The sequence below is a fragment of the Bacillus thuringiensis genome (assembly GCF_022095615.2).
In the GTDB taxonomy this organism is placed as follows: domain Bacteria; phylum Bacillota; class Bacilli; order Bacillales; family Bacillaceae_G; genus Bacillus_A; species Bacillus_A cereus_AG.
In genome coordinates this window covers 2,802,917-2,826,781 of sequence record NZ_CP155559.1, presented here as the reverse complement: position 1 = coordinate 2,826,781, position 23,865 = coordinate 2,802,917, and the positions used below count along the sequence as shown (strand labels likewise).

The following is a 23,865-nucleotide window of genomic DNA, read 5'->3' as shown; positions in this document are numbered from 1 at the left end:
GGGTATCTTTTTTTATTTTGATAGGAATATATTTACTTCTACTACGATGTGTTATAATTTGGAAATGAATAATTCTTAATTTTCAGAATAAATAAAGGTGGGAGATACATATATGAGTACATTAAAGAAAATTACGAACAATATTTCAAAGGTTATTATAGGAAAAGATGAAGCGATTGAACTTGCAGCTATAGCTCTTATAGCAAGAGGGCATATTTTATTAGAGGATGTACCTGGGACTGGGAAAACAACATTAGCGAAAAGTTTGGCTAAAAGTGTAGACGCTAAATTTCAAAGAATTCAATTCACAGCGGATACTTTGCCTGGAGATGTTATTGGTCTTGAATATTTTGATGTGAAGGAATCGGAATTTAAAACGAGGTTAGGTCCTATTTTTGCAAATATAGTAGTAGTGGATGAAATTAATCGTGCTGTACCGAGAACACAATCTTCGCTACTGGAAGTGATGGAAGAACGTACTGTTACAATTGCGAAACAGACACATTCATTACCAGAGCCTTTTTTAGTTATTGCAACGCAAAATCCGCTTGAATCGGCTGGTACATTTCCTTTACCTGATGCTCAACTAGACCGTTTTTTACTAACTATACGTCAAGGTTATCCTACGAGAGAAGCAGAAAAGGAGATGATGAATCGTTTTCAAACGAATGATCCGTTAGAAACGTTACATTCAATTATTTCAGCTGAAGAAATTATTACAGTGCAGAAACGTGCAAGAGAAGTGTTAGTAGGGAATGATGTGCAAGATTATATACTTGAAATTATTGAGGCAACGCGTAAACATGAGTTAATTGAAATTGGTGTAAGCCCGCGGGGGACGTTGGCATTTATGAGAGCGATTCAAGCACGGGCAATATTAAATGAAAGAGATTATTGTACGCCAGATGATATTAAGACGCTTGCTGCATCTGTTTGCGCTCATCGTTTAACGTTAACGATTGAGGGGGAGATGAAAACGACGAAAGAACAAATCATGAAAGAAATTCTTGGTGCGATTAGTGTGCCAGTGGAGAATGTACGATGAATCAACAACTTGTGTATACACCTTTAGCGGAGCCTTTCGTAATGGGAGTTATGTCAGCTGTAGCCGTTATTTTATGTGTATTTTCAAGTAATCTACTGTTTTTATCTCTCGTATTTTTGTATGTAATTTTAATAGGTGCGATGCATGTATACATTCGTAAAGTATCTCGTGTTGAATGGGAATACAGTCAAGGGAATGCAAATGTTTTTATAGGTGAAACGAATATGTGCAAAATGAAAGTTTCAAACAAGTCGATATTTCCTATTCTTAATATCGTATTTCGATTTAAATGTGAAAATAAGCTAACTTGGAATCATGATGAAATAAACAAAAATCATAATACAGGTTCAAATTATTATATGAATTTTAATTTAAAAGGAAGAGAGTCAATTTCATTTAATTTGCAAGCTGTAGCGTTAAAAAGAGGAATTGCGAAATGGGAAGAAGTTGAAATTGTCATTACTGATCTCTTTGGATTCATAACGAACCATATAACATATAAACAAGTTGATACGCCCTCCTATTTAGTTTTACCAGCTGTGCCGAAAATACAAGTGCCTGAATTACAAGAATGGTCACGGGGATTTCGAAAAGCGATGTCTTCACCGCTATATGATGAAACGAAAGTAATGGGAGTGAAGTCGTATGAAAATGAAGATTTTCGTTCTATCCACTGGAGTGCAACAGCGAAAACAGGGACGATAACTGCGAAAAAGTATGAGCGAACGCAATTAGATAAATACGCGATTTATCTCAACCTGCAAAACAAAAGTGGTGTTTCTTTGCGAAATGATACAGAGGAACTAATCGAATTAACGGCAGGCATATGTAAACAGCTGCTCATGCAAAACTGTTCATTTGAAGTATGGATCAATAGTGTAAAAGATAACGGTTTGCTTCATATAAAAAATGGGGATAACCGGAAACATTTGCAAAATGTATTAAAGGTACTTGCCTCAATATCGGATCAGGATACGCCTGTATCTTCTTCTTATTTTTACACAGCAGGCTTTCGTCGTAAGGAACTGGATGCAGTTCCTTTAATTCTTGGTACTTCACCAAGGAAAAACAGCAGAACGAATAAATGGGTCGTAATTAAAGAATAAGAAGGGGTTTACGACATGGCTAATAAAGAGCGACATATGAAAGTGAAAACTTGGAGTATTAGAGTTTTCATCATACTTTTCTTTACGGTTAGTGCGATAACGTTATCACAAGGTGTTGTGCATGTGCAAGAAATAATAAAAGAACGTTTTTCCAGTAAGACTAAGATAATATCGGAAAGAAATTATGATTTTACTAGTATAAACGAACAGTTTGATGAGCCTGAAAGAATTATAGATGAAGAAACAGGAGTTGTAGACACCAGAACGAAAATAGATAGGAAAATCCCGCTTTTCAAACAGGGGAATTCATGGAATGACGTGTTTTCTGTTCTTTCAAATGCATGGATTAGTATCATTTTTTATGTAATTATTGCAGTGATCATTCTATATGCTTTTTATAAATTAATGAGGAAAAAGGTAACGAAATCAGAAATAGAACAGGATAAACAATCGATAACAAAAGAAAATACGGATAGAACCGAAAAGAACAAGAAAGTGATGCATCAGTTTGAACAGCCGTTACCTAAAGATACGATAAGGAAAACGTTAGTTGAATGGGAAAGAACTTTACCATTTCATGAACAGAGAAGGTCCTATGAAACGATGCAACAATGGTTAAGCAGAATTTGTAGAACGGGGGATATTATTCCGATATATGAGTCTGTCCGATATGGAGAAAAGACGTATACGGAGTTAGATGTAGAGAAGACTGTACGATGGATAGAGCGAGACGGGAAAGCGTGACATTAATATAAGTAAATGAAATGAACTGTAAATTAATTTCATTTACTTATATTTAATTACATGGTAATGTATACTTACTTTTTTATCCCGCTTTAATGGGCAGTAAGACCCCCACCTCAAAATGCAGCGAAAGCAAAGAATTTAGGTGGGGGATCAACTGCCCATAAAAGTCCGATTGGTTCAACTAATAATCAGTGGGGGATGGAGAAAACCCCCACTGATTAAAGTTTCACTTTATATCTCTACCAATGGAAAAAGGTAGCCTTAGTAGAGTATTGCTCGTTGAATTTTTTTTGAGGTTATCTTCACTTCATCAATATAGAATGAAAAAGAGATGAATCAATTACGGGTATCATGTAAATAAAAAATATAATTTATATTTAAATTTTTGTAAGGGTGTGAAAATAGAATGAAACCGGTATTGAAAAACATACTCCTTTCCTTTATTTTTTCTACAGCAGGGATGTGTTGGTTTCTGTTTATGTTAGTTAGAGGAGGCGGAGACTGGTTATTGTCTTGGATAGGTGTAATAATGGCCTTTTTATCTTTATACACGTTAATAGATTTATATTGTAAGTATACATACGATAAAAAATTAAGTAAATTGTTTATCAAAGCAACAATTACTACCTTTAGTTTTGCAGTATTAGGAATTACATTTGGTATTGTACACGAACTATTACAGCCATGGAGTCTCAGTTTAATGGTTTGGTATTGGTTGTTAGTGTTACTTTTATTTGTAACGACCATAATATTATTAGTTTTTGTAGTATTTGTTAATCGTAAAAATTATAATATCCCTGGGAGATATAGAATACTTATACTGTTTAATCTATTTCTTATGTTAGCGCCAGTGCTGTGGCCATTACTTCTTACTATTATCGGGAATGGCATGAACGCTAGTGCAGGATGGTAAAAGTGAATGAACTAAAAAGTTGATATAGGGTTTTAAGTATGTAAGAGAACGTGTTTTGATAAATTGAAAACACGTTCTTTTTTTATTTTCATACATTATTTTTCCCCATCTGGTCGTCTAATTTTGAAAGTAAGTATTTCGTAAGGAATGGATAAGAAAAAAGAGAGGTTTATCATATAGGATGAAAGTATAGCTTGAATCAATACGATATGAATAGAGGAGAGAAAGCCTTATGAAAAAATGTTCTTCAATTAAGTTAGCGAGTTTGGCAGTCTTATTAGCGGGTACTACTTTATTCACACCAGGTTTTACTGTGAAAGCAGAGTCTACTCAAAATATTTCTAGTTCGTCAGAAGCACATGATCAAAAGAGTCGGAATGGCTGGAAACGAGTCATGCAAGAAACAATCCAAGTTGGAGCGCCAGGGGTATTAGTTAAGACGTATAATAACGGAAAAATTAGTAGTTATAATGCTGGCGTCGCGGATTTAAGTACAAAGAAATCGATGAAATCAGATTATCGCTTTCGGATTGCTAGTGTGACGAAGACTTTTACTGCTACGACTGTTCTTCAATTAGTAGGAGAAAATCGCGTGCAACTTGACGATTCAATTGAAAAATGGTTACCGGGTCTCGTACAAGGAAATGGGTATGATGGCAATCAAATTACGATACGTCAACTTTTGAATCATACGAGTGGTATAGCTGAATATTTAAAGTCAAAAGACGCGGACTTTACGAATACAAGAAAATCGTATACAGCTGAAGAACTAGTGAAAATTGGACTTTCTTATCCGCAAGATTTTTCACCAGGCAAGGGATGGTCATATTCAAATACAGGATACGTAATACTAGGAATGCTTATTGAAAAAATAACTGGAAATAGTTATGCGGAAGAAATTGAAAAGAGAATTATTGAACCTTTGGACTTGGCAAACACATTTTTACCAGGGAATTCAACCGTTATTCCAGGCAATAATCATGCTCGAGGGTATTTGAAAATTGACGGAACGAGTGAGTTGAAAGATGTAACGTATTATAATCCGAGTATAGGTAGTTCAGCTGGAGATATGATTTCTAATGCGGACGATTTAAATAAGTTCTTTTCATCATTACTTGGTGGTAAGTTACTGAAGGAACGTGAGCTAAAAGAAATGCTTACTACAGTTCCTACAGAGGGAGAAGGTGTTGGTGATGCATATGGCCTTGGAATCTATGAGACTAAACTTCCAAACGGTGTTTCAGTTTGGGGTCACGGAGGAGCAATCCCTGGGTTTATGACTTTTGCAGGTGGAGTAATTGGAGGTAAGCATACATTTGCTGTCAATGTTAACTCTTTAGGTCCGATTGATATTCTTACACAGTTTAATAAAATGATGCAAATTGAATTTCAGAAATAATTGAATAGAATGTGAATAGGCTCCTGTTTTAAAGGACAGTATTAGCATTCATAGTATGACATCAATTGTAATTCAATCATATAGTTTAGTATAAAAAGGATGTCGGTTACATGACATCCTTTTTTATTGAGAATCAAAGAGGTTTGTTTTGGATTTTGAAAATTGTTATTTTTACAATCATTCCATATAATGAAAGGTATAGGGGTTATACAGGGGAGTTATGAATGGTGAATACTTTAGTTTGTTAATTGTTTTTATTTTAATAAATAAAAGTAAATTGATTTGGAGTGAAATTCATTGGGAGAAAATCAGTTTAGATGGAGTAACAAGCAATTACGAGAGCATGTTGAAATAATAGACGGCACAAGAAGCCCACACAAATTATTAAAGAATGTAACATACTTAAATTCCTATATACGTGAATGGATGCAAGCGAATATTTGGATCTATGATGACCGTATTATATATGTAGGAGAAAAGCTGCCAGAGCAATTACATGAATGTGAAATCATTGATTGTGATGGAAATTATGTAGTTCCTAGTTACATAGAACCGCATGCACATCCATATCAATTATATAATCCAGAGATGTTAGCGAATCATGCGATGCAATTTGGGACGACGACTTTTATTAATGATAATTTAACTTTATTTTTCACATTACAACGTGAAGAAGCATTTCGTTTATTAGATGAATTTGAAAAGGTTCCAGCAAGTATGTATTGGTGGTGTCGTTTTGATGGACAAACTGCATTGCAAAACGAGGAATCTTTATTTAATCGTCAGGAAATAATAGAGTGGCTTAAGCACGAAGAAGTTCTTCAAGGCGGCGAGCTAACAGCGTGGCCAAAGTTATTACATGGCGATGATGAAATGTTACATTGGGTGCAGGAAACGAAACGATTACATAAAAAAGTAGAAGGGCATTTTCCAGGAGCATCTGAAACGACTTTAGCGAAGTTAAAACTGTTAGGTACAGATTGTGATCATGAAGCGATGACAGGGCAGGAAGCTTTTTCTCGTCTTATGCACGGTTACACGGTTTCCTTAAGAAATTCTTCAATCCGCCCAGATTTAGAAGTGTTACTGAAAGAATTGTTGGAACTAGGAGTAAAACAGTTTGATAGATTCATTCTTACTACAGACGGCTCACATCCTTCATTTTATGAAAATGGAATGACAAACGTAATGATATCTACCGCGATAAAACAAGGAGTGCCAGTTATAGATGCTTATCATATGGCAAGCTATAATATCGCCCGTTATTATAATATGGAGCATCTACATGGTTCAATTGCGACAGGTAGAATTGCTAATATTAATATTTTAGAAAGTAAAGAAAACCCGGTTCCAATAAGTGTAATTGCAAAGGGGAAATGGGTGAAGCACGACGGAGTAAATAAAAATGAATCAGTACAAATAGACTGGAGTAAATTCAAAGTAACTCCATTATTATTAGACTGGTCCATAGAAAAAGAGGATATGATTTTCCCGCATAAAATGGGTATACAATTATTGAATAATGTTATAACAAAACCATACACGACTGAAATTGATTTAAACCGTGATGAACTTTCACTAGATCATGATGAGTGTTTTTTAATGATGATTGCTCGTGACGGTACGTGGCGAGTGAATACAGTTGTAAAAGGTTTTGCAAATAAATTAGGAGGTCTTGCTAGCTCTTATTCTGGTACCGGAGACATCATTCTAATTGGGAAGAACAAAGAAGATATGCTTACAGCTTTTCATAGAGTAAAAGAAATTGGCGGGGGAATGGTAATAACTGAAAAGAATGAAGTATTACACGAAATCGCATTACCATTGCTCGGGATTATGTCTAAGTTAAAAATGAGTGAATTAATACAGGAAGAGAAACAGATGGTGAAATTATTGCAAGAGCGTGGTTATGCGTATGACGATCCGGCATTTACCATTTTATTCTTTTCTGCAACGCACTTGCCATTTATACGGGTAACGCCAATAGGACTATTTGATGTGAAAAGTAGTAAGGTAATTGCTTCACCGGTGAATTTGATAAAGCAATTTTAATGTGAAAGGCCCTATAAAAGTCCAATTTATAGGGCCTTTCACATTGTTAGCATAAGAATATTGTAAACCTCAAATAATATAGTATATAAATTATTTGAGGTGAAACGTAAGTATGAAAAAAATATTGTACATTTTAAGCGTATTTGTATTATGTGTATCTATTCAACACGTTGTACATTCTCAAACGGATGCGCCAGAATTATCTTCTGATTGTCTTGAAAAAAGGAAAATTCGTGATGAGAAGTATGTGAAACACATTATGAGGGACATTCAATCTACGTTTGATTTAAATATTGATGAACACAGTTTTTGGGAAGTTAGCCAAAGAGACCTGGATGCTGCACATTTAATGTATGGCGGAAGAGAAAATGATTCTTATTATAATTCGTTAACTAAAATTTATGATAGTGGTGGATTTAGAGAGCAGCCTAGTTTATTTGTGGCAGTGCAAGAAGCATTTTTTCTTTATAAAGAAAAAGATAATATCAATGTAATGAAACACTTAAAGCTAGATGGTGAAAAAGGGGAATGGATCGTTATAGAAACGAAAAAGAAGAAAGGGAAAAAAGTGAAATTCAAGCCGTTACAATGTGAAAAAGATTATTTGAAAAAGAGAAATGAGTACCATAATCTAAAATGAAATAACGGAAATTTTGAAGGAGAAAAATTTCGTTAATAATTGTAAATGAAGCGGTAGAAATTCCTAGTAATTTCGCCATAAAAAACGTCATTTTTTATTTTAAAAATGACGTTTTTTTATATACTTAAAGCTTTTGCATCGCACTTTCAATCCTCTTCACCAAATCAGCTGACACTTTATGAAAATACCCTAAAACGACCTTTTTAATATCTTTGGAGATAACTTCCAAATCACTAGCTAAGTTTTTAGCAAGATGTTCTTTTTCAATCGGTTGTAACTGCGCATAAAATTCACCAGGCTGCGTAAAGTCATCCTGTTTCGTAATAGAAGTTCTTTCAAGTTTACCTTCAACGTATCTTCCGTCACCGCTCGTAATTTGATTAGCAGGTGTCCAATTTTGCTGTTGGTTAACCGGCAATTTACGGAATTCAGATCCAATTCTTCTTCTTTGTGAATCACTATAAATGTTCGCACGTCCTTGCAACATTTTATCATCTGATAATTCGGCGCCGTCCAGTAAATTAGAAGGGGAGAAGGCGACTTTTTCTACTTGCTCCATATAATTTTCAGGATTTTTATTTAATACCATTTTGCCGACTGGTATAAGAGGATACGCTTTTTCATCCCATACTTTTGTATCATCTAATGGGTCATAAGAAAGATGCTCTTCATCTTTCGGGTCCATGAGCTGGACATATAAACCATATTCCACTGGTTTACCATTTGCAATTGCATCATATAAATCTTTCCCGCTATAATCAGGATTTTCGGCAGCGAGTTTATTTGCTTCCTCACTAGTAATGAATTGTACACCTTCAAATGGGTACCAATGATACTTTACATACTTTCGATTACCTTCAGCATTTCTCCAAACATATGTATTTACACTATGCCCTGGAATGTGGCGAAGACTTTTGGCTGTACCAGCATCAGAGTATAAATGGACAACGAAATGAATGGATTCGGGTGCTCTAGCGACAAAGCTCCAAAATCGATTAGGGTCTATTAAGTTATTTTTAGGTGAAGGTAACAATGCTTGAATCGTTTCTGGGAAACGCATCGGATCACGAACAGAAAAGACAGGAATGTGATTACATAAAAGATCGAAAATGCCTTCATTTGTATAAAATTTTGTAGCGAAACCGCGTACATTTCTAGAAGTATCAGGTGTTCCTTTCGTACTGACAGCTAATGAAAACCGCACCATAACAGGAACTTTCTCATTAGAATGTTGTAAAAAATGTAGTCTAGTATGTTCAGACATTGGATAGATCGTTTGAAAATAACCGAACGCACCAAATCCTTTTACATGAACAGGTCTTTCTAAAATTTTTTCGTGAATAAATTCTTGTAACGACTCGTGAAGCACACTATCTTGCTCTAGAACAGGTCCACGTGAACCAACTGTTTGAGAGTGAAGAATAGCTTGTTCATTACGTTCTCCATCTTCGTTAAAGTCTTTCCCTAGTAAAGGTTGCCTCTGTTTATCATAGTTTTCATCCATCGATATAGCCTCCAAATCTTTTTTGTCCATTGTTACTAAATATGATTTTATAGCGTTGATTATGTATGACACGCAAAGTTCAAACTAGTAACAGACCGCTAGATGAAAAAAACGCGTATGTAGTGGACCTGTTGAAATAGAAGAAATTATGGAAAAATGAATATCGGGAAGAAAATTACAATTAAAATTTCAATCTTAAAAATGAATTTATACATGACTTTATAGAGAATGAATAGAAATAAACAGGGAAAATAACTAGGAGGAATTTAACATGTCGGATTGGTTTCAATTAGATAAAGAATATATGATGCCTACGTATTGTCGTACGAAGGTTGCGATAGAAAGAGGAGAAGGTTGTAAACTGTATGATGTGGATGGTAAAGAGTATGTAGATTTATTTTCTGGTGTCGGAGTGAACGTATTAGGATACAATCACCCGAAAATCGTGCAAACAACAATGGATCAAGTTACGAAATCGTTGCATCTACCGTTTCATTTTTTAAATCCAGTTGCGATTGAGTATGCAAAGAAATTAGTTGAGTGCTCTTTAGAAAATGGAAAAGTCTTTTTTACAAACTCTGGTACGGAAGCGACAGAAACAACGTTGAAATTAATTGATAAATATAGAGCTACTACGCATGAAAAACGTGAAGGAATCGTAGTGCTGAAGAATAGTTTCCACGGGCGGACGTTAGGGGCACTTCATTTCACGAGACAAGAAAGTGTATATCAAAATTTCCCTAAAACATCGATTCCTGTATATGAAGTAGAGCGCGAGAATATAGAGCAATTAGAAGAAACAATTGTTAAAGAAAATCCAATTGCGATTATGCTAGAGCCTGTATTAGGAAGTGGTGGTATCTACCCTTTATCAGGTGAATATTTACATGGTGTTCAAAACTTATGTGAGAAATATAATGTACTTCTTATCGTTGATGAAGTTCAAAGTGGTATGGGGAGAACTGGTAAACTATTTGCTTATCAAAATTTCAATATTACACCAGATATTATTCAAATTGGTAAGGGAGCAGGAGGCGGGATACCACTAGGTGGAATTATTGTAGGTGAAAAGTTATGTGATGTATTTTCACCGGGAGATCATGGCACAACATTTGCTCATTCATCCATGGGAACGGCTTTAGGTTTAACGGTATTACAAACATTGATTGACGAGGGTTTAATGCAAGATGCGTATGAAACGTCGCTATATTTAAATGATAAATTGCAAGAAATTCAGAAAGAAAATTCTTATTATATGCAGGAAGTACGTCATGCTGGTATGATGTTTGGAATTAGTTTGAATGATACGAATGAAAATGTGAAGAAATTACAGGCAGAATTAATGGAGAAAGGGATGTTAGTTGACGTTACACAAGGGAATATTATTCGATTACTTCCGCCGTATATTATTACGAAAGAGGAGATTGATACATTTGTCTATGAGTTTATTTCCTGTATTCATAATGTAGCAGCTACAAGAGTTTAAAAACCGTTATAAAAAAACACCTTATTTACAACTCAAATAGGAGGAAAATAGGGGTGGGAAAAATAAATTTGCATATTAAAATAAAAAGCTGAAAAAGGTACTCGTATAGCGCCTTCTTCAGCTTTTTTAAAATAGTAAATTACTTAACCTAAAGAGCATCTCATTGGACAAATAATTAATTATGTGAAACAATAATAACAGATAAGGAGACATTAATTTTCCTTAAGTGCTTCGAATTAATTTTATTCAATAAGAGAAGGTGTGCTTAAAGAAGTTAAATTAAATAAGGAGCTGTTTTATTATATGCAACAAAATAATGATTTAAATTTTGAACCTCAAGACGTTAATATTGTCAATCCTAAACAAGCCAGGAAAGCAGTTGTTGCTACTGGTATAGGAAATGCAATGGAGTGGTTTGACTTCGGATTATACGCGTATTTAGCGGTTATCTTAAGTCAATTATTCTTCTCAGGTGTTGATAATAGTGGATTGCAACTTGTACTTACATTTGCTACTTTTGCAGTGGCCTTTCTCGTTCGACCAATCGGAGGTGTATTCTTTGGTAGAATAGGAGATAAGTACGGCCGAAAAATCGTGTTAAGTACTACTATTATTTTAATGGCACTTTCTACATTATTCATCGCATTACTACCAACCTATGAACAAATTGGTGTATGGGCACCAATACTACTTTTAGTTGCCCGAATGATTCAAGGCTTCTCTACAGGCGGCGAATATTCAGGTGCAATGGTTTATATCGCAGAATCTTCTCCAGATAAAAAGCGTGGTATACTCGGTAGTGGTCTTGAAATTGGAACACTCTCAGGTTACATTGCTGCATCGGTAATTGTTACCATTTTGACGTTATTGTTAACAGATGAGCAAATGCTCAGCTGGGGCTGGCGTATTCCTTTCTTAATAGCTGCACCAATTGGTTTGGTCGGTTTATATTTACGCCGTCATTTAGATGAATCTCCCATCTTTGAAGAGATGGAAAAAGCACAAGAGGAATCTGAAGACAACGAACAATTTTCATTTATGGACATATTAAAATATCACAAAAAAGACTTCTTATTAAGCACAGTAATTGTTGCCTTCTTTAACATTACAAACTATATGATCCTTTCGTATATTCCTTCTTATCTAACTCAAGTACTTAAAGTCAAAGAAACAACTGGCTTATTAATTATTTCTATTACGATGGCACTTATGATTCCGCTAGCACTTTATTTCGGTAAATTAAGTGATAAAATTGGTAATAAACGCGTCGTGCAAATTGGTTTACTTGGTTTAACAATATTTGCAATTCCAGCATTTTTACTAATAGGTAACGGACATATTGCAGCTATATTTGCAGGTATTTTCGTTTTAGGATTCTTCCTAAGCGTATATGAAGGAACATTACCTTCATTATTACCATCACTATTTTTCACCGATGTACGTTATCGAGCACTTTCGATCTCATTTAATATTTCTGTATCGATATTCGGTGGTACAACACCGCTCGTATGTTCATACTTAGTTCATGCAACCGGTAACCCGCTAGCACCGGCATTTTATTTAGCAGGTGTAAGTATTATTGGGTTAGTCGTATTTAGTGTATTATTCGTTACAACTTCAGGACGCGCACTAAAAGGTTCATATCCTACAGTAGAAACGAAAAAAGAAGCACACCAGATTGCTAAAGAAGACCCTGAAGAAACACTTTGGTGGCATGAAGAGTCATTAGAAATAGAAGCAGGGAAAAACGCTTCAATTTAAAAAATAACGTAGAAGTATAGAAAGACTCCTATGAAAATAGGAGTCTTTTTGTTGTGTTATTTCTTTCTTTTCTTTAAACTCTTCTGATACACATAAAGCTTATGAACCTCTTCCTTAAATTCCTGAAGTAGCATCATATCCTCACCATTTGAATAACGCACTGTATTATAAGCATCTATAACAATATGACTCTCAATATTTACATCTTCTTCACGATTTATTCTTCCTAGCCATGCTTCAACAGTTTCTCCTCGTTTTCTATTTAAAGGAGGAATTAACTTACTTTCAAGCTTAAAAATTTCTTTTCGAATTTCGTTATGTGGCGGTATGTTTCGTTTCAAACGTTTTTGATTCATTCCTTCTTTATCAGTGATGATAGTAGATTCGAAGACAGGCATATTTGGTAAACTTAAATATTTTCGTTTTTTTATTATTTTCCAAACGACGTAAATAGCGATAGATGCACAGGCTATTATTGTAATGCTATTTATGAGTGTTGGATCAAAAGAGTGTTGCCCCAATTCATCTTTAATTTGAGGATCCTTTAAATTCCCTTTATTAGACCAAAAATCGTCAGTTTCTTTTGATTCAGCTGCCGAAAATAACGGATTAATGGCGTATCCAAATCCTAAAGCAACTACTTGTACGACATAAGAAAAAAGAAGCCGAATGTATGGGAAAATAGGAATAAGGAAAGCACTAATTATTCCAATCGTGATAAGAGAAGCGAAACGTAATAACTGTTGATTACGATTTGCACCAGTTAACCAAAAAGTAATCATAATGTGTAAAACTAAAAGTAATAGTTTCCACAAAGGTGGAAAGGGCGTATAAAATATAGCTGAAATACCAAACCAGACAATACCACCTAATGACTTTTGAACTGGATATCCAGGCCCAACTACATGTACGATAAAGAAGAAAAGCGGTAACATAATTGTGCCAAACAGAGAGAAAGAGAGAAAGATAGAACAACCGATTATTTGAGTCATTAACAGAATGACAAAACCTGTCGTTTTTTTCTTCATTAGTTTATGGATAAGAAATAATCCAGTATAGCCTGTTGCTAAAAATATAGTAATACCGATGAGTTCATCTCTTTCCGTTAATAACGAAAGGAGGAGCAGCAGAATAAAGTCATGAACGTGATAGAGCCAAGTCTTCAAGCTTTTCCACCATCCCTTCGTTATTAATGAGAAACGTAGGCTGAGAGAGAAGAGGGAGTTCATTTCTCTGTAAACCAATGTATATCATTGTAGACGATCGTTCCCTTTTTCTCGCTACATAATGAAGGAATCCTTGTTTCGGAAGCAACGTACTGTCATCTGAAATACGCGCTAATTCCTCTAAAGATACTCCGTAGTGTGTTTGCCCTTCATTTAATGGTAAGTGCAGAGGACCACCTTCAGCTAATACACTAATAAATAATTCAAATGGTATTTGATGCTTCGTTGCGTATTGGCAAATGTATGTTGCAAATGATATAAGATCTTCTATATTATCCTTCCAACCAAATCCACGATCAGCAGCTAAAGAAAGACAGATCGTCCAACTATAATTTTTTACAGGTTCATATTGCTTTGCCTGTAATGCCTGCATTTTAGCAGATGCTTTCCAATGAATAGAACGGAAAGACTCCCGTTCATATCGTTTAACGCCGATAATAGATGTTTCATCATTGTAAAAAGAAAAATTCGTTCGATAAGATCCCGTTAAAAGTTGCTGTAGTTCTTGCAAACCTGCTACTTCTTTAGGAGAAGGGTACACAATAATTTCAGTCCGTAATTTATCAAAAATGGGTAAATGTACAGTTAAAAGATGAAAAGGATCTTTTAAGACACATTCGAACTGTTCAATTTGAAATACACCACGCTTCGTAGCGGTTAATGTTAAATCCCATTTTTGCGCCGAATGAGCAGGTTGTGAAAACGGAAAAGAAAATAACGTTTTCGATATTTGATCAATTCCTTGATCTTTTTGTGGTAGTAGTGACGGATCTAAATGAAAATAACAAACACCATTAACGAGTGGTATGTTTGCACCGTTTTTCAAATGAATAAAAAATTGTCCAGATTCATTAGGGAATAGCCGAGTTGTTTGTTTCTCATTTACCACTTCAAATGTTTTCTCTATGTAAGCGACATATTTATAAATAAAAATCGCAAATAAATAATAGAAGAAAAAGAGAAACATTATGATTCGTTGCGGCATAAAAAACGTAAATAGTATAGCGCCTGGGACAGTTAGTTGAATAATATGAAGTTGGAAAAATAAAGGTACAGTTACAACGCGCTGTCCATTCATGCTTGCTCAATCTCCACTGGTACGTCAACTTCTTTTAAAATTCTTTGCATAATTTCATTTTTTGTCGTACGTAATGCGCCTTCCATTGATAAGACGATACGGTGATTCCAAACAGAAGGAACTAAAAATTGTATATCTTCAGGTGTACAATATTCTCTCCCGCGTAAAAAGGCTAAAGCTTGAACTGCACGCACTAAAGCAAGTGTGGCACGTGGACTTACACCGTTAGCGATGTAATCATGATTCCTTGTAGCATGAGCAAGTTTAATAATGTAATGTTCTAACGGTTCTGATACAAAAATTTCTTTTACTCGTTTCTGTGCTTCTAAAATATTTTCTAAAGAAATAACAGATTTGACGCTTTCTAGTGGTATATCCCTACGAAAACGTCGCATCATTTGTAGTTCATCTTCTGGAGATGGATAACCAATTGAAATTGTCATTAAAAAACGATCAAGCTGTGCATCTGGTAGAGGGAAAGTTCCTTGTGATTCAATTGGATTTTGCGTCGCAATAACAAAGAACGGTTTCGGAAGAGGAGTAGATTGCTTTTCAAGCGTTACTTGTCGTTCTTCCATCGATTCTAATAAACTAGACTGTGTTCTAGGCATAGCGCGGTTAATTTCATCCGCAAGCAAAATATTGGTCATAACTGGTCCAAGTCTTAACTCGAATTCACTCGTTTTCGGATTGAAATATTCAATACCTGTTACATCACTTGGAAGTACATCCGGTGTAAATTGGACGCGAGAAAAATTACCACCAATACTTTTAGAAAGTGTTTTTGCGAGGAGTGTTTTCCCAGTACCAGGCACATCTTCAAGAAGCACATGACCGTCAGCAAGCAAGGAAACGATTAATAGATCTATAACATGTTCTTTACCTACAAAAACTGATCCTATATTTTCTTTTAATTTATGTATCATATGTATCATTCCTTTCAAAATATAAACGGATATTTCTATATTTTAACAAATTATTCAGAAAATTGGTATGATTTTTCAATCCAAAGAAATAAATATTTAATTATTAAATTATACTTGCATATTTTGGAATGTGATTATACAATATCGATATACGATGTATCGTTAGTCGATATATCAGGAAACGATGTATCGGAGGTAGTTATAATGAATGAGAAAGTACAAAAGTATATTCCGTTAACAGAGGCGACATATTACATTCTGTTGTCACTAGTGAAGCCAATGCACGGTTATGGAATTATGCAAATGGTAGAAGAGATGACAAATGGGGAAGTAAAGCTCGGCCCTGGTACTTTATACGGGAATACGACGAAATTATTAAAAGAGAAGTTAATAGTTGAAGTTGCCTCTACAGACAGAAAGAAGTGCTATGAGTTAACAACGTTTGGGAGAGAAGTGTTAGAGCTAGAGTATAACAGGTTGCAGAGATCTGTAAGAAATGGAAACAGTATATTAGGGGAGTGAATGGGTGATGGAGACAAAGAAGATATTTAAATTTTTCGCTGGATGGAGTTTGGAAAAAGAGGAAGCCTTTTTAAGAAAAATGCATCAACAGGGCTGGGCACTGCAAAAGTATAATATAATGTATACGTTTAATAGAACCGAGCCGAAAGATGTAATATATAAAGCGGATTTTAGGTTAGATTATAAAGATACAAAAGAAAAACAAAAAGAGTATATTGAAATATATGAAATGTGTGGTTGGAAACATGTAACGAGTTTTGCGAAATGGAATTATTTTTGTAAAGAAGTAGAAGAGGAAAATGAGTTACCTGATATATATTCAGATAAGGAAACGAAGATACAAAAACTTACTGAGGTGTTACAGTTCATTGCAATTATGTTTGCGACGTTAATTCCAGCGATTTACTTATGTTTCTTTAGAATGGAAGAATCTAGATTATATCAAGGTATGGTAGGTTTTTTTGTTTGTTTATATTTATATATATTCATTAATTTATTTTGGAAAATTAAAAAGTTAAAAAAGGAAATATTGTAACAAAGAGCAGAATTCTTAAAGAAGATTATATTGAAGATTATATGGGGAACATCTTTTTTAAGTTCTATGTATGTTTATTTTGTTAACTCTTTTTTATATAATAAAAGACTGTATATTTAAGTGGTAGAATGATAAACGAGGACAATACCTGGAAGATAATAAATAAGTAACGATTCATAATAATGAACTACCAATTAATTTTATTTGAATTTTTATATTTAAAATAGTAACAAAGTAAAAGACTGCAAACAGTAGAAACAATCCATATTGCTAGAATGGAAGGAGTCATTATTTTCTTCCAATTGAAGATCCAAAAATAAAAGATAGCTAACAGGTGTGAGGTGTAACTTATAATAAGGAAGAAATACGTTTTTTATTGACGTATAAACAGAAAAACCCCTTATAGAAAAACCTATTTCTATAAAGGGTGGTAACAATATTATGAAAAAGATTGATTTTGAGCAGGTTTAATAAATTGCTCCGGGTTTTCAACAAGCCCGCAGACAGCGCATTGGACGCGGTAAGTCGGTCCTTGATAGGCCATATGAAAAGCATTCATCGTTTCATCTGTGTATTCCTCTTCTACTTGGCCAGTTTGTGGATTTAATTTAACTGGTTTTACTTGTTGCTCAAGAATATTAAATCGAGTACGGTTCGTTTTACAGCTTGGACATAGCATTGGTTCCATATGTATACACCTCCATTTGTAGCATTTCTTAAACTCTTTAATTTTATGCAAGCAAAAAAACTTTCTCAATATAAATGGGTGTTTAAAGTATTCAAAATTCAGAAAAAATAAAATATAATAAGGGTACGAACTGGTTATGTCCAAACCAAATCTCCTGTTTTATGCCAATAAGCTGGGGGGCCGAGAAATCGGCCTCATTTTTTTGTGCTCATTACTATAGGAAACAAGGTTTTTATGAGACTTTTGTCGAAATTTTAGGGATGGATATAAAGGGGGATATAAAATGAATTTAAAAATGAAGTACATTATTTTATATGTAGAAAAGTTTGAAGAATGTTTAAGGTTTTATAGAGATATTTTACAGTTACCTATAAAAGCAGAGCATGGTACATATATTGAGTTTAATACTGGTTCTACAATTTTAGCGATGAACACGAGGCAAGATGTGAAAGAATTAACAGGACTATCACTTACAGAAGGTGAGTTACAATCTTCTCATTTTGAATTGGGATTCGTTGTTGATCATGTACAAGAAACAATCGAACAATTTAGAGAGCAAGGTATTAAAATTTTAGTTGAACCAATTGTGAAACCGTGGGGACAAACAATTGCATACATTGCCGATCCAGATGGGAATTATATTGAAATTTGCAGTTCATTAGAATAGAAGGAGAAAAAGAGATGGGGTTTCCGAAACTAGAAACAGAACGTTTACAATTAAGAGAATTAACACTGTTAGATGCAGAAACGATGTTCCGTTATTTTTCAAAAGAATCTGTTATACGTTATTTCGGAATGGATTCTTTTGAAAATATTGAGCAAGCGAAAACAACAATTCAAACGTTTAAAAATCGTTATGAAGAGGGAACAGTATTTCGCTGGGGAATTGAGAAAAAAGGCACGGGCCAATTAATCGGAACGTGCGGATTTCACTTAATAAACAAGCATCATAAGCGAGCTGAAATTGGTTATGAATTAGACGATACATATTGGGGCAAAGGGTATGCAACGGAAGCGTTACAGGCAATTTTAACTTACGGATTTGAAACGCTGCAACTGATAAGAATTGCAGCTGTTGTATATGTAGAAAATAAAGCTTCTCAAAAATTATTAAGTAAAGCAGGATTTCAAGAAGAAGGATTACTTCGAAAACATATGATTCAAAATGAAGTTGCTCATGATACGATTTTATATTCTTTATTAAAAGAAGAGTGGAAGAAGTAATGAGTACAAATGAGCTTATAAATATAATGAAGAAACATAAAGAAAATAGGTTTATTCTAGGTATAGATGGTTTAAGTCGATCTGGTAAAACGACATTCGTGGCAAATTTAAAAGAAAATATGAAACAAGAAGGTATCCCGTTTCATATTTTTCATATTGATAATCATATAGTAGAGCGTAATAAACGATATCATACTGGATATGAAGAATGGTATGAGTACTATTATTTACAATGGGATGTTGAGTGGATTCGGCAGAAGTTTTTTCAAAAGCTACAAACTGAAACAAAACTGAAATTGCCGTTCTATTATGATGAGACAGACTTATGTGAAATGAAAAAAGTACAGATCCCTATAGTAGGCGTAATTGTAATTGAAGGTGTTTTTCTACAACGAAAAGAATGGAGAGATTTCTTTCATTATATGGTGTACTTGGATTGTCCAAGAGAGACAAGGTTTCTACGTGAGAGTGAAGAAACGCAGAAAAACCTTTCAAAGTTTGAGAATAGGTATTGGAAAGCCGAGGATTACTATTTAGAAAGTGAAACACCACAGAAAAGAGCGAACTTACTTATACAATGATTAGAAAATAGAAAGGTGAATACAATGAATATTTTATGGGATTTTGATGGGACGTTATTTGATACGTATCCAGTTTATACAAAAATTCTTTCTCAAGTTTTAGGAGAGGAGATAAGTGAAGAAGAAATCTATACAAATTTAAAAGTTTCATTTTCTCACGCAATCGATTATTACAAAATATCTAAAAACCAATTAAGTGAAATTGATGTATTAGAGAGTCGGATTATTATAGAAGATATAAAACCATTTGAAAAAGTAGAAGAGGTTTTAAAGTTTACCGATAAAAATGTGATTATGACCCATAAACATAGGGCAGGGGTATTATCTATTTTAGACCATTACGGCTGGGGCAAATACTTCGTAGACATGGTTACAATTGACGATGGCTTTCCCCGAAAACCGAACTCTTTAGCTTATGATCATCTACATAAAAAGCACAATATTGATTTAGCTATTGGGGATAGAGAATTAGATTTATTACCTGCAAAAGAGTTAGGTATTTCAACATGCATGTTTCAAGGGAATTGTGATGTAGCGGATTATTCTTTAGCGCATTACTCGGAATTTTTTAAGGTAGTGAATGATAGAAAATTTCTTTATAAGTAATTTGAAGAAAACCTCAACTTTTTGCCTGAAAAGTTGAGGTTTTCCTATGTAATAGCAAATTAATTATTTCAATTCTTTAGAAGGAGATTAGTATAACAATTTGAATCATATAGTTATAGATAAATAGATAGATGAAAAGATTTCAATAAAGCGAGTGATCACATGAGTATTTTTATTTTAGAAGATGATGTCATACAAGCACAGCAAATGAAGCGGCTAGTTGAGGAGATTTGTGCGAAATATATGTTGCCTTTTGATTTTATTGAGGTAACTAGTAAAAGTGAAAACATTATTACTAATATTCAAAAAGCGAAGTATAAAGAAGTACATGAAAAATTTGATAGTAAAATGAAAGCTGGATTGCCAGAAGAAAAAATGAAAGATCTGACACCTGTAATTGAGAAAGCCGGTACGTTCGAAAAAATTGAGAAAAAATCGATTGAAGAAAAAGATGGTTCATATACTGTTATTCTTGTAGCGAAATATAGTAAAGAACAACGGACATTCATTATAACTTATAATGATAAAGAAGAAATAGCAGGTTTATATATTAACTAAAAAACAGATACAGTGGAAGTTCTCACTGTATCTGTTTTTTATGTTAACCAAATTATGGTTATTTGTGCTAATATGAACTCATAGCTATAGAGAAGAGGGGGATAGTATGAAAACTGAAATAGTTCCTAAAAAGAAATACAGTATAATCAGTTATATATCTTTACTCATCGGCATTTTATGTTTTCTTTTCGTTTTTATAACACCGACAAGGATAGCCAATGCAGGTAATATAGTGGGAGATTATATTACAGTCGCCCTCACAGTTGCAGGAATCATACTTTCTGTCATTACGATGACGAAAAAAACAGAGAAGAAGGGGATTGCTATTCTTTCATTAATATTGTCCTCATCATTTTTTATATTTTGGATTATCGCGATTATTTTAGTTTTGACTGGTCGAGTGAGTTTTGCACCGTAACACCGAATAAAAAGAGTCCTTCTCGTATGAAGGACTCTTTTTATTCGGTATCTTCTGGTTGATATTCTAAAATATCCCCTGGTTGGCATTCTAACGCTTTACAAATAGCATCTAAAGTTGTAATTCTAATTGCTTTTGCTTTTCCATTTTTTAATATAGAAAGGTTAGCCATTGTAATTCCAACCTTCTCTGAAAGTTCAGTTACACTCATTTTTCGTTTCGCTAACATTACATCAATATTAATTATTATTGCCATGTTATTCACCTCAGACCGTTAAATCGTTTTCTGATTTTATATCTATCGCATCTTTTAAAAGTCTTTGGAGAACGGCAGCAAAGACTGCGATAACCATTGAAGCAAAGATAAGGATCATGCCAATTATTATAATACCTGGTGCATCATCTCTCTCTGCTACAAGATAGAAAAGTGGCATACCTACTACATATAATACACAAATTGTAATAGCACATTGTTTTATCTTTTTTAAAGCTCTAACAGATAATTTCGAGAAGGCGTTCCCCTTGTCAATGTAGCTTACAAGTTTAAAGGCTTGATATAGAGCAAAATAAAAAGGTATCACGGTTGCATAAAGATTGATTAAAACAAGATATTTTATATATGCAATATCCGGGTACAATTCTGCTGCGTAATTCCCGATATTAGGAATTAAAAATATACACAAAGCAAAAACAGGCATACCGATAAGGATAATAGCTGTCTTTAAAAAGAGTGTTGATCCTTGTTTCATATAAAGCACCTCATTTTTAAATTATCTTTTTAATTTAACATGAAATTTATCGTTTAACAATAAATTATTATTTATTTCAATCGAACTTTTATTGATAAATAAATTTTAGTGAAGAGAATGACAAGACGTATTAATAAAATAGATGTGGCCTCTAGTTATTTGAAAATGAAAAGCTATGATATGTACGGTTACTTTACTAATAAAAGAAAATGAAGATAATGATTGTTAGCTTCATGAAAATTGGGGACTAATAAAACATATATAAATGAATGTAAAACATACGGAGGAACAACAATGTCGAAATTGGGTTTACTGATGAAGAAGTTACTGTTAGTAGGAACAATCACACTAAGTATGTTATGTACGGAAAGCATGATGAATTATTATTCGGTGGAAGCGAAAGTGAAAAAAGTAGAACGTCAACCGAAAAATATAATCATAATGGTTATGGACGGAACGAGTTCTTCAGCAACGACATTATCACGCTTGTATAAAGGGAAACCACTTGCATTAGATGAAATGGTAACAGGAGGAGTTCGTACATATTCGGCTGAATCAGCTATAACAGATTCAGCACCAGCAGCTACAGCTTTAGCGACGGGGAATAAATCGAATTCAGGATATGTAGGCGTATTACCTTCTATTGTAAGTTCACCCGGCGTAAAACCAATAAAAGAAGAGGACAAGTTACGGCCAGTTGCCAATGTTTTAGAAGGTGCCAAACGTACTGGTCGTGCAACTGGAATTATTGCTACAGCTGAAATTCAGCATGCTACTCCGGCCGGGTTCTCTGCTCATCATGTCAACCGCAAATATTTTGACGTAATTGCGGAGCAGCAAGTGTATCAAAATATAGATGTCGTACTAGGCGGGGGAAAAGCGGCACTCCTGCCTATAAAAAGAAAAGATGGTGAAGATTTAGTAAAGGTGATTCAAGATAAAGGATACGACTTTGTTGAAACGAAAGGTGCATTATTGAACTCTAAATCTAATAAAATTTGGGGCTCTTTTTCACATAATGCTTTAGCGTTTGATATGGATCGTGAAGCAACAAATCCGGAGCAACCAACACTTTCGCAAATGACGGAAAAAGCAATTCAAACGTTATCAAAAGATAAAGATGGCTTCTTTTTATTTGTAGAGGGAAGTAAGCCAGACTGGGCAGCTCATGTGAATGATCCAATTGGGATGATTAGCGATGTATTGGCATTTGATGAAGCGGTAGCAAAAGCATTACAATTTGCAAAAAATGATGGGAACACACTGCTCATCGCCTTAACTGACCATGGTAATAGTGGGATTTCTATTGGAAATATGAATACGACAAAGGGGTATAATATAACACCAGTAAATGCTTACATAGAGCCATTAAAAAAAGCGAAAATGACACTTGAAGGGGTAACTGAAAAAATAAATAATGATTTATCGAATATAGTAGAAGTTGCTGCTCTTTACGGTTTAAATAACTTAACTGAAGTTGAAAAGGAAAAATTAAAAGTTGTACAAAAGAAATCGGATATTGGTCCAATACTTACTACATTATTGGCCAATCGTGCGAACATAGGCTTCACAACAGGCGGGCATACAGGTGAGGATGTATTCTTATATTCATACGGACCTCAAAAGCCATCCGGTTTAATCCAAAACACGGACGTTGCGAAAACGATGGCGAAAGCAATGGGCTTTAACCTTGAAGAAGTAACAAACAAATTATTTGTAGAGAGTGAATCAGCTTTTAAACAAAACGGTGCAACAGTCACTATAGATAATACTGATACAGCAAACCCGGTGCTCATAGTAAAACGTAATAATATAAAAGCTCAATTATTTGTTAACAAAAATATAATTCGTATTAAGAATAAAGATTATGAATTAGGAAGTGTTGTTGTAGAAAGCGATGGTAAGTTCTATGTACCAGAAGAAGCAAGCCGTTTATTCATAAAGTATTCTCGTTAGAAAAAGCCAATTCCTTAGCTAATACTTAGGGATTGGCTTTTTTGTGTAGGTGAGATTTCACTCGAAAAAAAGGAAAGAGAATCATAATTTCTAGAATGGACTTTCTGTAAATGTACCTATTTTATGTTTTTCACCCTTCAAAAAA

25 protein-coding genes are annotated in these 23,865 nt (G+C 34.1%); 18 read left to right on the top strand and 7 right to left on the bottom strand.

Annotated features, from left to right (window positions below; all coding sequences use genetic code 11):
- Nucleotides 1–112 precede the first annotated feature (112 nt).
- The 7 genes from KZZ19_RS14680 to KZZ19_RS14650 all read left to right on the top strand — a co-directional run bounded on the left by KZZ19_RS14680 (nt 113) and on the right by KZZ19_RS14650 (nt 7,902).
- Nucleotides 113–1,045: an AAA family ATPase gene (locus tag KZZ19_RS14680; RefSeq protein WP_237980091.1), complete on the top strand. Its 933-nt coding sequence runs from the start codon at nt 113–115 to the stop codon at nt 1,043–1,045.
- Entirely contained in the window at nt 1,042–2,151 is a 1,110-nt protein-coding gene (locus tag KZZ19_RS14675) for a DUF58 domain-containing protein (protein WP_237980092.1), read from the top strand. Before KZZ19_RS14680 ends, KZZ19_RS14675 begins: the two co-directional genes overlap by 4 nt.
- A gap of 15 nt (nt 2,152–2,166) precedes the next feature.
- Nucleotides 2,167–2,895 carry a signal peptidase II gene (locus tag KZZ19_RS14670; protein WP_237980093.1) on the top strand — a complete coding sequence of 243 codons (729 nt, stop codon included), beginning with the start codon at nt 2,167–2,169 and terminating at the stop codon, nt 2,893–2,895.
- Nucleotides 2,896–3,304: 409 nt separating this feature from the next.
- Nucleotides 3,305–3,811 (top strand): DUF3902 family protein, encoded by a 507-nt coding sequence (locus KZZ19_RS14665; protein ID WP_237980094.1) that lies wholly within the window; start codon nt 3,305–3,307, stop codon nt 3,809–3,811.
- A 232-nt stretch (nt 3,812–4,043) separates the two neighbouring features.
- On the top strand, nt 4,044–5,210 hold the full coding sequence (locus tag KZZ19_RS14660) for a serine hydrolase domain-containing protein (RefSeq protein ID WP_237980095.1): 1,167 nt from the start codon (nt 4,044–4,046) through the stop codon (nt 5,208–5,210).
- Nucleotides 5,211–5,507: 297 nt separating this feature from the next.
- Nucleotides 5,508–7,262 carry an adenine deaminase C-terminal domain-containing protein gene (locus KZZ19_RS14655; RefSeq protein WP_237980096.1) on the top strand — a complete coding sequence of 585 codons (1,755 nt, stop codon included), beginning with the start codon at nt 5,508–5,510 and terminating at the stop codon, nt 7,260–7,262.
- Between the two features lie 112 nt (nt 7,263–7,374).
- Complete coding sequence (locus tag KZZ19_RS14650; protein ID WP_237980097.1) at nt 7,375–7,902, top strand: hypothetical protein; 528 nt, start codon at nt 7,375–7,377, stop codon at nt 7,900–7,902.
- Between the two features lie 124 nt (nt 7,903–8,026).
- Here the strand turns inward: KZZ19_RS14650 and KZZ19_RS14645 are convergent, their stop codons facing one another.
- A complete protein-coding gene (locus KZZ19_RS14645) occupies nt 8,027–9,406 on the bottom strand; it encodes a catalase (protein ID WP_237980098.1) in 1,380 nt (459 codons plus the stop codon).
- Between the two features lie 271 nt (nt 9,407–9,677).
- Between KZZ19_RS14645 and KZZ19_RS14640 the strand changes: the two genes are divergently transcribed.
- Together KZZ19_RS14640 and KZZ19_RS14635 are read left to right on the top strand one after the other, a co-directional pair.
- Nucleotides 9,678–10,892: an aspartate aminotransferase family protein gene (locus tag KZZ19_RS14640; protein ID WP_237980099.1), complete on the top strand. Its 1,215-nt coding sequence runs from the start codon at nt 9,678–9,680 to the stop codon at nt 10,890–10,892.
- 303 nt (nt 10,893–11,195) lie between these two features.
- Nucleotides 11,196–12,653 carry an MFS transporter gene (locus tag KZZ19_RS14635; protein ID WP_237980100.1) on the top strand — a complete coding sequence of 486 codons (1,458 nt, stop codon included), beginning with the start codon at nt 11,196–11,198 and terminating at the stop codon, nt 12,651–12,653.
- Between the two features lie 56 nt (nt 12,654–12,709).
- Here KZZ19_RS14635 and KZZ19_RS14630 read toward each other — a convergent pair whose 3' ends face one another.
- The 3 genes from KZZ19_RS14630 to KZZ19_RS14620 are packed head-to-tail and all read right to left on the bottom strand — an operon-like array spanning nt 12,710 to nt 15,883.
- The gene (locus KZZ19_RS14630) at nt 12,710–13,819 is read right to left on the bottom strand and encodes a DUF4018 domain-containing protein (RefSeq protein WP_237980101.1); all 1,110 of its coding nucleotides are present in this window, start codon (nt 13,817–13,819) and stop codon (nt 12,710–12,712) included.
- Nucleotides 13,791–14,957 carry a DUF58 domain-containing protein gene (locus KZZ19_RS14625; RefSeq protein ID WP_237980102.1) on the bottom strand — a complete coding sequence of 389 codons (1,167 nt, stop codon included), beginning with the start codon at nt 14,955–14,957 and terminating at the stop codon, nt 13,791–13,793. Before KZZ19_RS14625 ends, KZZ19_RS14630 begins: the two co-directional genes overlap by 29 nt.
- Nucleotides 14,954–15,883, bottom strand: a complete 930-nt coding sequence (locus tag KZZ19_RS14620) for an AAA family ATPase (RefSeq protein ID WP_237980103.1) — start codon at nt 15,881–15,883, stop codon at nt 14,954–14,956. Before KZZ19_RS14620 ends, KZZ19_RS14625 begins: the two co-directional genes overlap by 4 nt.
- Nucleotides 15,884–16,087: 204 nt before the next feature.
- Between KZZ19_RS14620 and KZZ19_RS14615 the strand changes: the two genes are divergently transcribed.
- Together KZZ19_RS14615 and KZZ19_RS14610 are read left to right on the top strand one after the other, a co-directional pair.
- Nucleotides 16,088–16,405: a PadR family transcriptional regulator gene (locus tag KZZ19_RS14615; RefSeq protein ID WP_088096799.1), complete on the top strand. Its 318-nt coding sequence runs from the start codon at nt 16,088–16,090 to the stop codon at nt 16,403–16,405.
- Nucleotides 16,406–16,412: 7 nt separating this feature from the next.
- Nucleotides 16,413–16,940: a DUF2812 domain-containing protein gene (locus KZZ19_RS14610; protein ID WP_237980106.1), complete on the top strand. Its 528-nt coding sequence runs from the start codon at nt 16,413–16,415 to the stop codon at nt 16,938–16,940.
- Nucleotides 16,941–17,379: 439 nt separating this feature from the next.
- Here the strand turns inward: KZZ19_RS14610 and KZZ19_RS14600 are convergent, their stop codons facing one another.
- Nucleotides 17,380–17,628: a DNA alkylation repair protein gene (locus KZZ19_RS14600; protein WP_237980107.1), complete on the bottom strand. Its 249-nt coding sequence runs from the start codon at nt 17,626–17,628 to the stop codon at nt 17,380–17,382.
- 283 nt (nt 17,629–17,911) lie between these two features.
- On the opposite strand from KZZ19_RS14600, the gene KZZ19_RS14595 reads away from it, so the two are divergent.
- The 6 genes from KZZ19_RS14595 to KZZ19_RS14570 all read left to right on the top strand — a co-directional run bounded on the left by KZZ19_RS14595 (nt 17,912) and on the right by KZZ19_RS14570 (nt 21,015).
- Nucleotides 17,912–18,295: a VOC family protein gene (locus KZZ19_RS14595; protein WP_237980108.1), complete on the top strand. Its 384-nt coding sequence runs from the start codon at nt 17,912–17,914 to the stop codon at nt 18,293–18,295.
- 14 nt (nt 18,296–18,309) lie between these two features.
- Nucleotides 18,310–18,852, top strand: a complete 543-nt coding sequence (locus KZZ19_RS14590) for a GNAT family N-acetyltransferase (protein WP_237980109.1) — start codon at nt 18,310–18,312, stop codon at nt 18,850–18,852.
- On the top strand, nt 18,852–19,433 hold the full coding sequence (locus KZZ19_RS14585) for a kinase (RefSeq protein ID WP_237980110.1): 582 nt from the start codon (nt 18,852–18,854) through the stop codon (nt 19,431–19,433). The genes KZZ19_RS14590 and KZZ19_RS14585 overlap by 1 nt, the downstream gene beginning before the upstream one ends.
- A 24-nt stretch (nt 19,434–19,457) precedes the next feature.
- Entirely contained in the window at nt 19,458–20,039 is a 582-nt protein-coding gene (locus tag KZZ19_RS14580) for an HAD-IA family hydrolase (RefSeq protein WP_237980111.1), read from the top strand.
- Between the two features lie 207 nt (nt 20,040–20,246).
- Entirely contained in the window at nt 20,247–20,597 is a 351-nt protein-coding gene (locus tag KZZ19_RS14575; RefSeq protein WP_432442729.1) for a DUF3887 domain-containing protein, read from the top strand.
- 106 nt (nt 20,598–20,703) lie between these two features.
- On the top strand, nt 20,704–21,015 hold the full coding sequence (locus tag KZZ19_RS14570; RefSeq protein WP_076538462.1) for a hypothetical protein: 312 nt from the start codon (nt 20,704–20,706) through the stop codon (nt 21,013–21,015).
- Nucleotides 21,016–21,055: 40 nt separating this feature from the next.
- Here KZZ19_RS14570 and KZZ19_RS14565 read toward each other — a convergent pair whose 3' ends face one another.
- Together KZZ19_RS14565 and KZZ19_RS14560 are read right to left on the bottom strand one after the other, a co-directional pair.
- A complete protein-coding gene (locus KZZ19_RS14565; protein ID WP_000974615.1) occupies nt 21,056–21,271 on the bottom strand; it encodes a helix-turn-helix domain-containing protein in 216 nt (71 codons plus the stop codon).
- 10 nt (nt 21,272–21,281) lie between these two features.
- Entirely contained in the window at nt 21,282–21,764 is a 483-nt protein-coding gene (locus tag KZZ19_RS14560) for a DUF2975 domain-containing protein (RefSeq protein ID WP_237980112.1), read from the bottom strand.
- 294 nt (nt 21,765–22,058) lie between these two features.
- Between KZZ19_RS14560 and KZZ19_RS14555 the strand changes: the two genes are divergently transcribed.
- Nucleotides 22,059–23,720 carry an alkaline phosphatase gene (locus KZZ19_RS14555; protein WP_237980113.1) on the top strand — a complete coding sequence of 554 codons (1,662 nt, stop codon included), beginning with the start codon at nt 22,059–22,061 and terminating at the stop codon, nt 23,718–23,720.
- Nucleotides 23,721–23,865 lie beyond the last annotated feature (145 nt).

What these genes read in the sequence shown, in the direction of transcription:
- KZZ19_RS14665 (WP_237980094.1), top strand. Translation starts at nt 3,305, where the DNA reads ATGAAACCGGTATTGAAAAACATACTCCTTTCCTTTATTTTTTCTACA.
- KZZ19_RS14670 (WP_237980093.1), top strand. Translation starts at nt 2,167, where the DNA reads ATGGCTAATAAAGAGCGACATATGAAAGTGAAAACTTGGAGTATTAGA.
- KZZ19_RS14645 (WP_237980098.1), bottom strand. Translation starts at nt 9,406, where the DNA reads ATGGATGAAAACTATGATAAACAGAGGCAACCTTTACTAGGGAAAGAC.
- KZZ19_RS14650 (WP_237980097.1), top strand. Translation starts at nt 7,375, where the DNA reads ATGAAAAAAATATTGTACATTTTAAGCGTATTTGTATTATGTGTATCT.
- KZZ19_RS14595 (WP_237980108.1), top strand. Translation starts at nt 17,912, where the DNA reads ATGAATTTAAAAATGAAGTACATTATTTTATATGTAGAAAAGTTTGAA.
- KZZ19_RS14590 (WP_237980109.1), top strand. Translation starts at nt 18,310, where the DNA reads ATGGGGTTTCCGAAACTAGAAACAGAACGTTTACAATTAAGAGAATTA.
- KZZ19_RS14620 (WP_237980103.1), bottom strand. Translation starts at nt 15,883, where the DNA reads ATGATACATAAATTAAAAGAAAATATAGGATCAGTTTTTGTAGGTAAA.
- KZZ19_RS14680 (WP_237980091.1), top strand. Translation starts at nt 113, where the DNA reads ATGAGTACATTAAAGAAAATTACGAACAATATTTCAAAGGTTATTATA.
- KZZ19_RS14625 (WP_237980102.1), bottom strand. Translation starts at nt 14,957, where the DNA reads ATGAATGGACAGCGCGTTGTAACTGTACCTTTATTTTTCCAACTTCAT.
- KZZ19_RS14575 (WP_432442729.1), top strand. Translation starts at nt 20,247, where the DNA reads ATGAAGCGGCTAGTTGAGGAGATTTGTGCGAAATATATGTTGCCTTTT.
- KZZ19_RS14570 (WP_076538462.1), top strand. Translation starts at nt 20,704, where the DNA reads ATGAAAACTGAAATAGTTCCTAAAAAGAAATACAGTATAATCAGTTAT.
- KZZ19_RS14585 (WP_237980110.1), top strand. Translation starts at nt 18,852, where the DNA reads ATGAGTACAAATGAGCTTATAAATATAATGAAGAAACATAAAGAAAAT.
- KZZ19_RS14660 (WP_237980095.1), top strand. Translation starts at nt 4,044, where the DNA reads ATGAAAAAATGTTCTTCAATTAAGTTAGCGAGTTTGGCAGTCTTATTA.
- KZZ19_RS14640 (WP_237980099.1), top strand. Translation starts at nt 9,678, where the DNA reads ATGTCGGATTGGTTTCAATTAGATAAAGAATATATGATGCCTACGTAT.
- KZZ19_RS14560 (WP_237980112.1), bottom strand. Translation starts at nt 21,764, where the DNA reads ATGAAACAAGGATCAACACTCTTTTTAAAGACAGCTATTATCCTTATC.
- KZZ19_RS14675 (WP_237980092.1), top strand. Translation starts at nt 1,042, where the DNA reads ATGAATCAACAACTTGTGTATACACCTTTAGCGGAGCCTTTCGTAATG.
- KZZ19_RS14580 (WP_237980111.1), top strand. Translation starts at nt 19,458, where the DNA reads ATGAATATTTTATGGGATTTTGATGGGACGTTATTTGATACGTATCCA.
- KZZ19_RS14555 (WP_237980113.1), top strand. Translation starts at nt 22,059, where the DNA reads ATGTCGAAATTGGGTTTACTGATGAAGAAGTTACTGTTAGTAGGAACA.
- KZZ19_RS14565 (WP_000974615.1), bottom strand. Translation starts at nt 21,271, where the DNA reads ATGGCAATAATAATTAATATTGATGTAATGTTAGCGAAACGAAAAATG.
- KZZ19_RS14615 (WP_088096799.1), top strand. Translation starts at nt 16,088, where the DNA reads ATGAATGAGAAAGTACAAAAGTATATTCCGTTAACAGAGGCGACATAT.
- KZZ19_RS14635 (WP_237980100.1), top strand. Translation starts at nt 11,196, where the DNA reads ATGCAACAAAATAATGATTTAAATTTTGAACCTCAAGACGTTAATATT.
- KZZ19_RS14600 (WP_237980107.1), bottom strand. Translation starts at nt 17,628, where the DNA reads ATGGAACCAATGCTATGTCCAAGCTGTAAAACGAACCGTACTCGATTT.
- KZZ19_RS14610 (WP_237980106.1), top strand. Translation starts at nt 16,413, where the DNA reads ATGGAGACAAAGAAGATATTTAAATTTTTCGCTGGATGGAGTTTGGAA.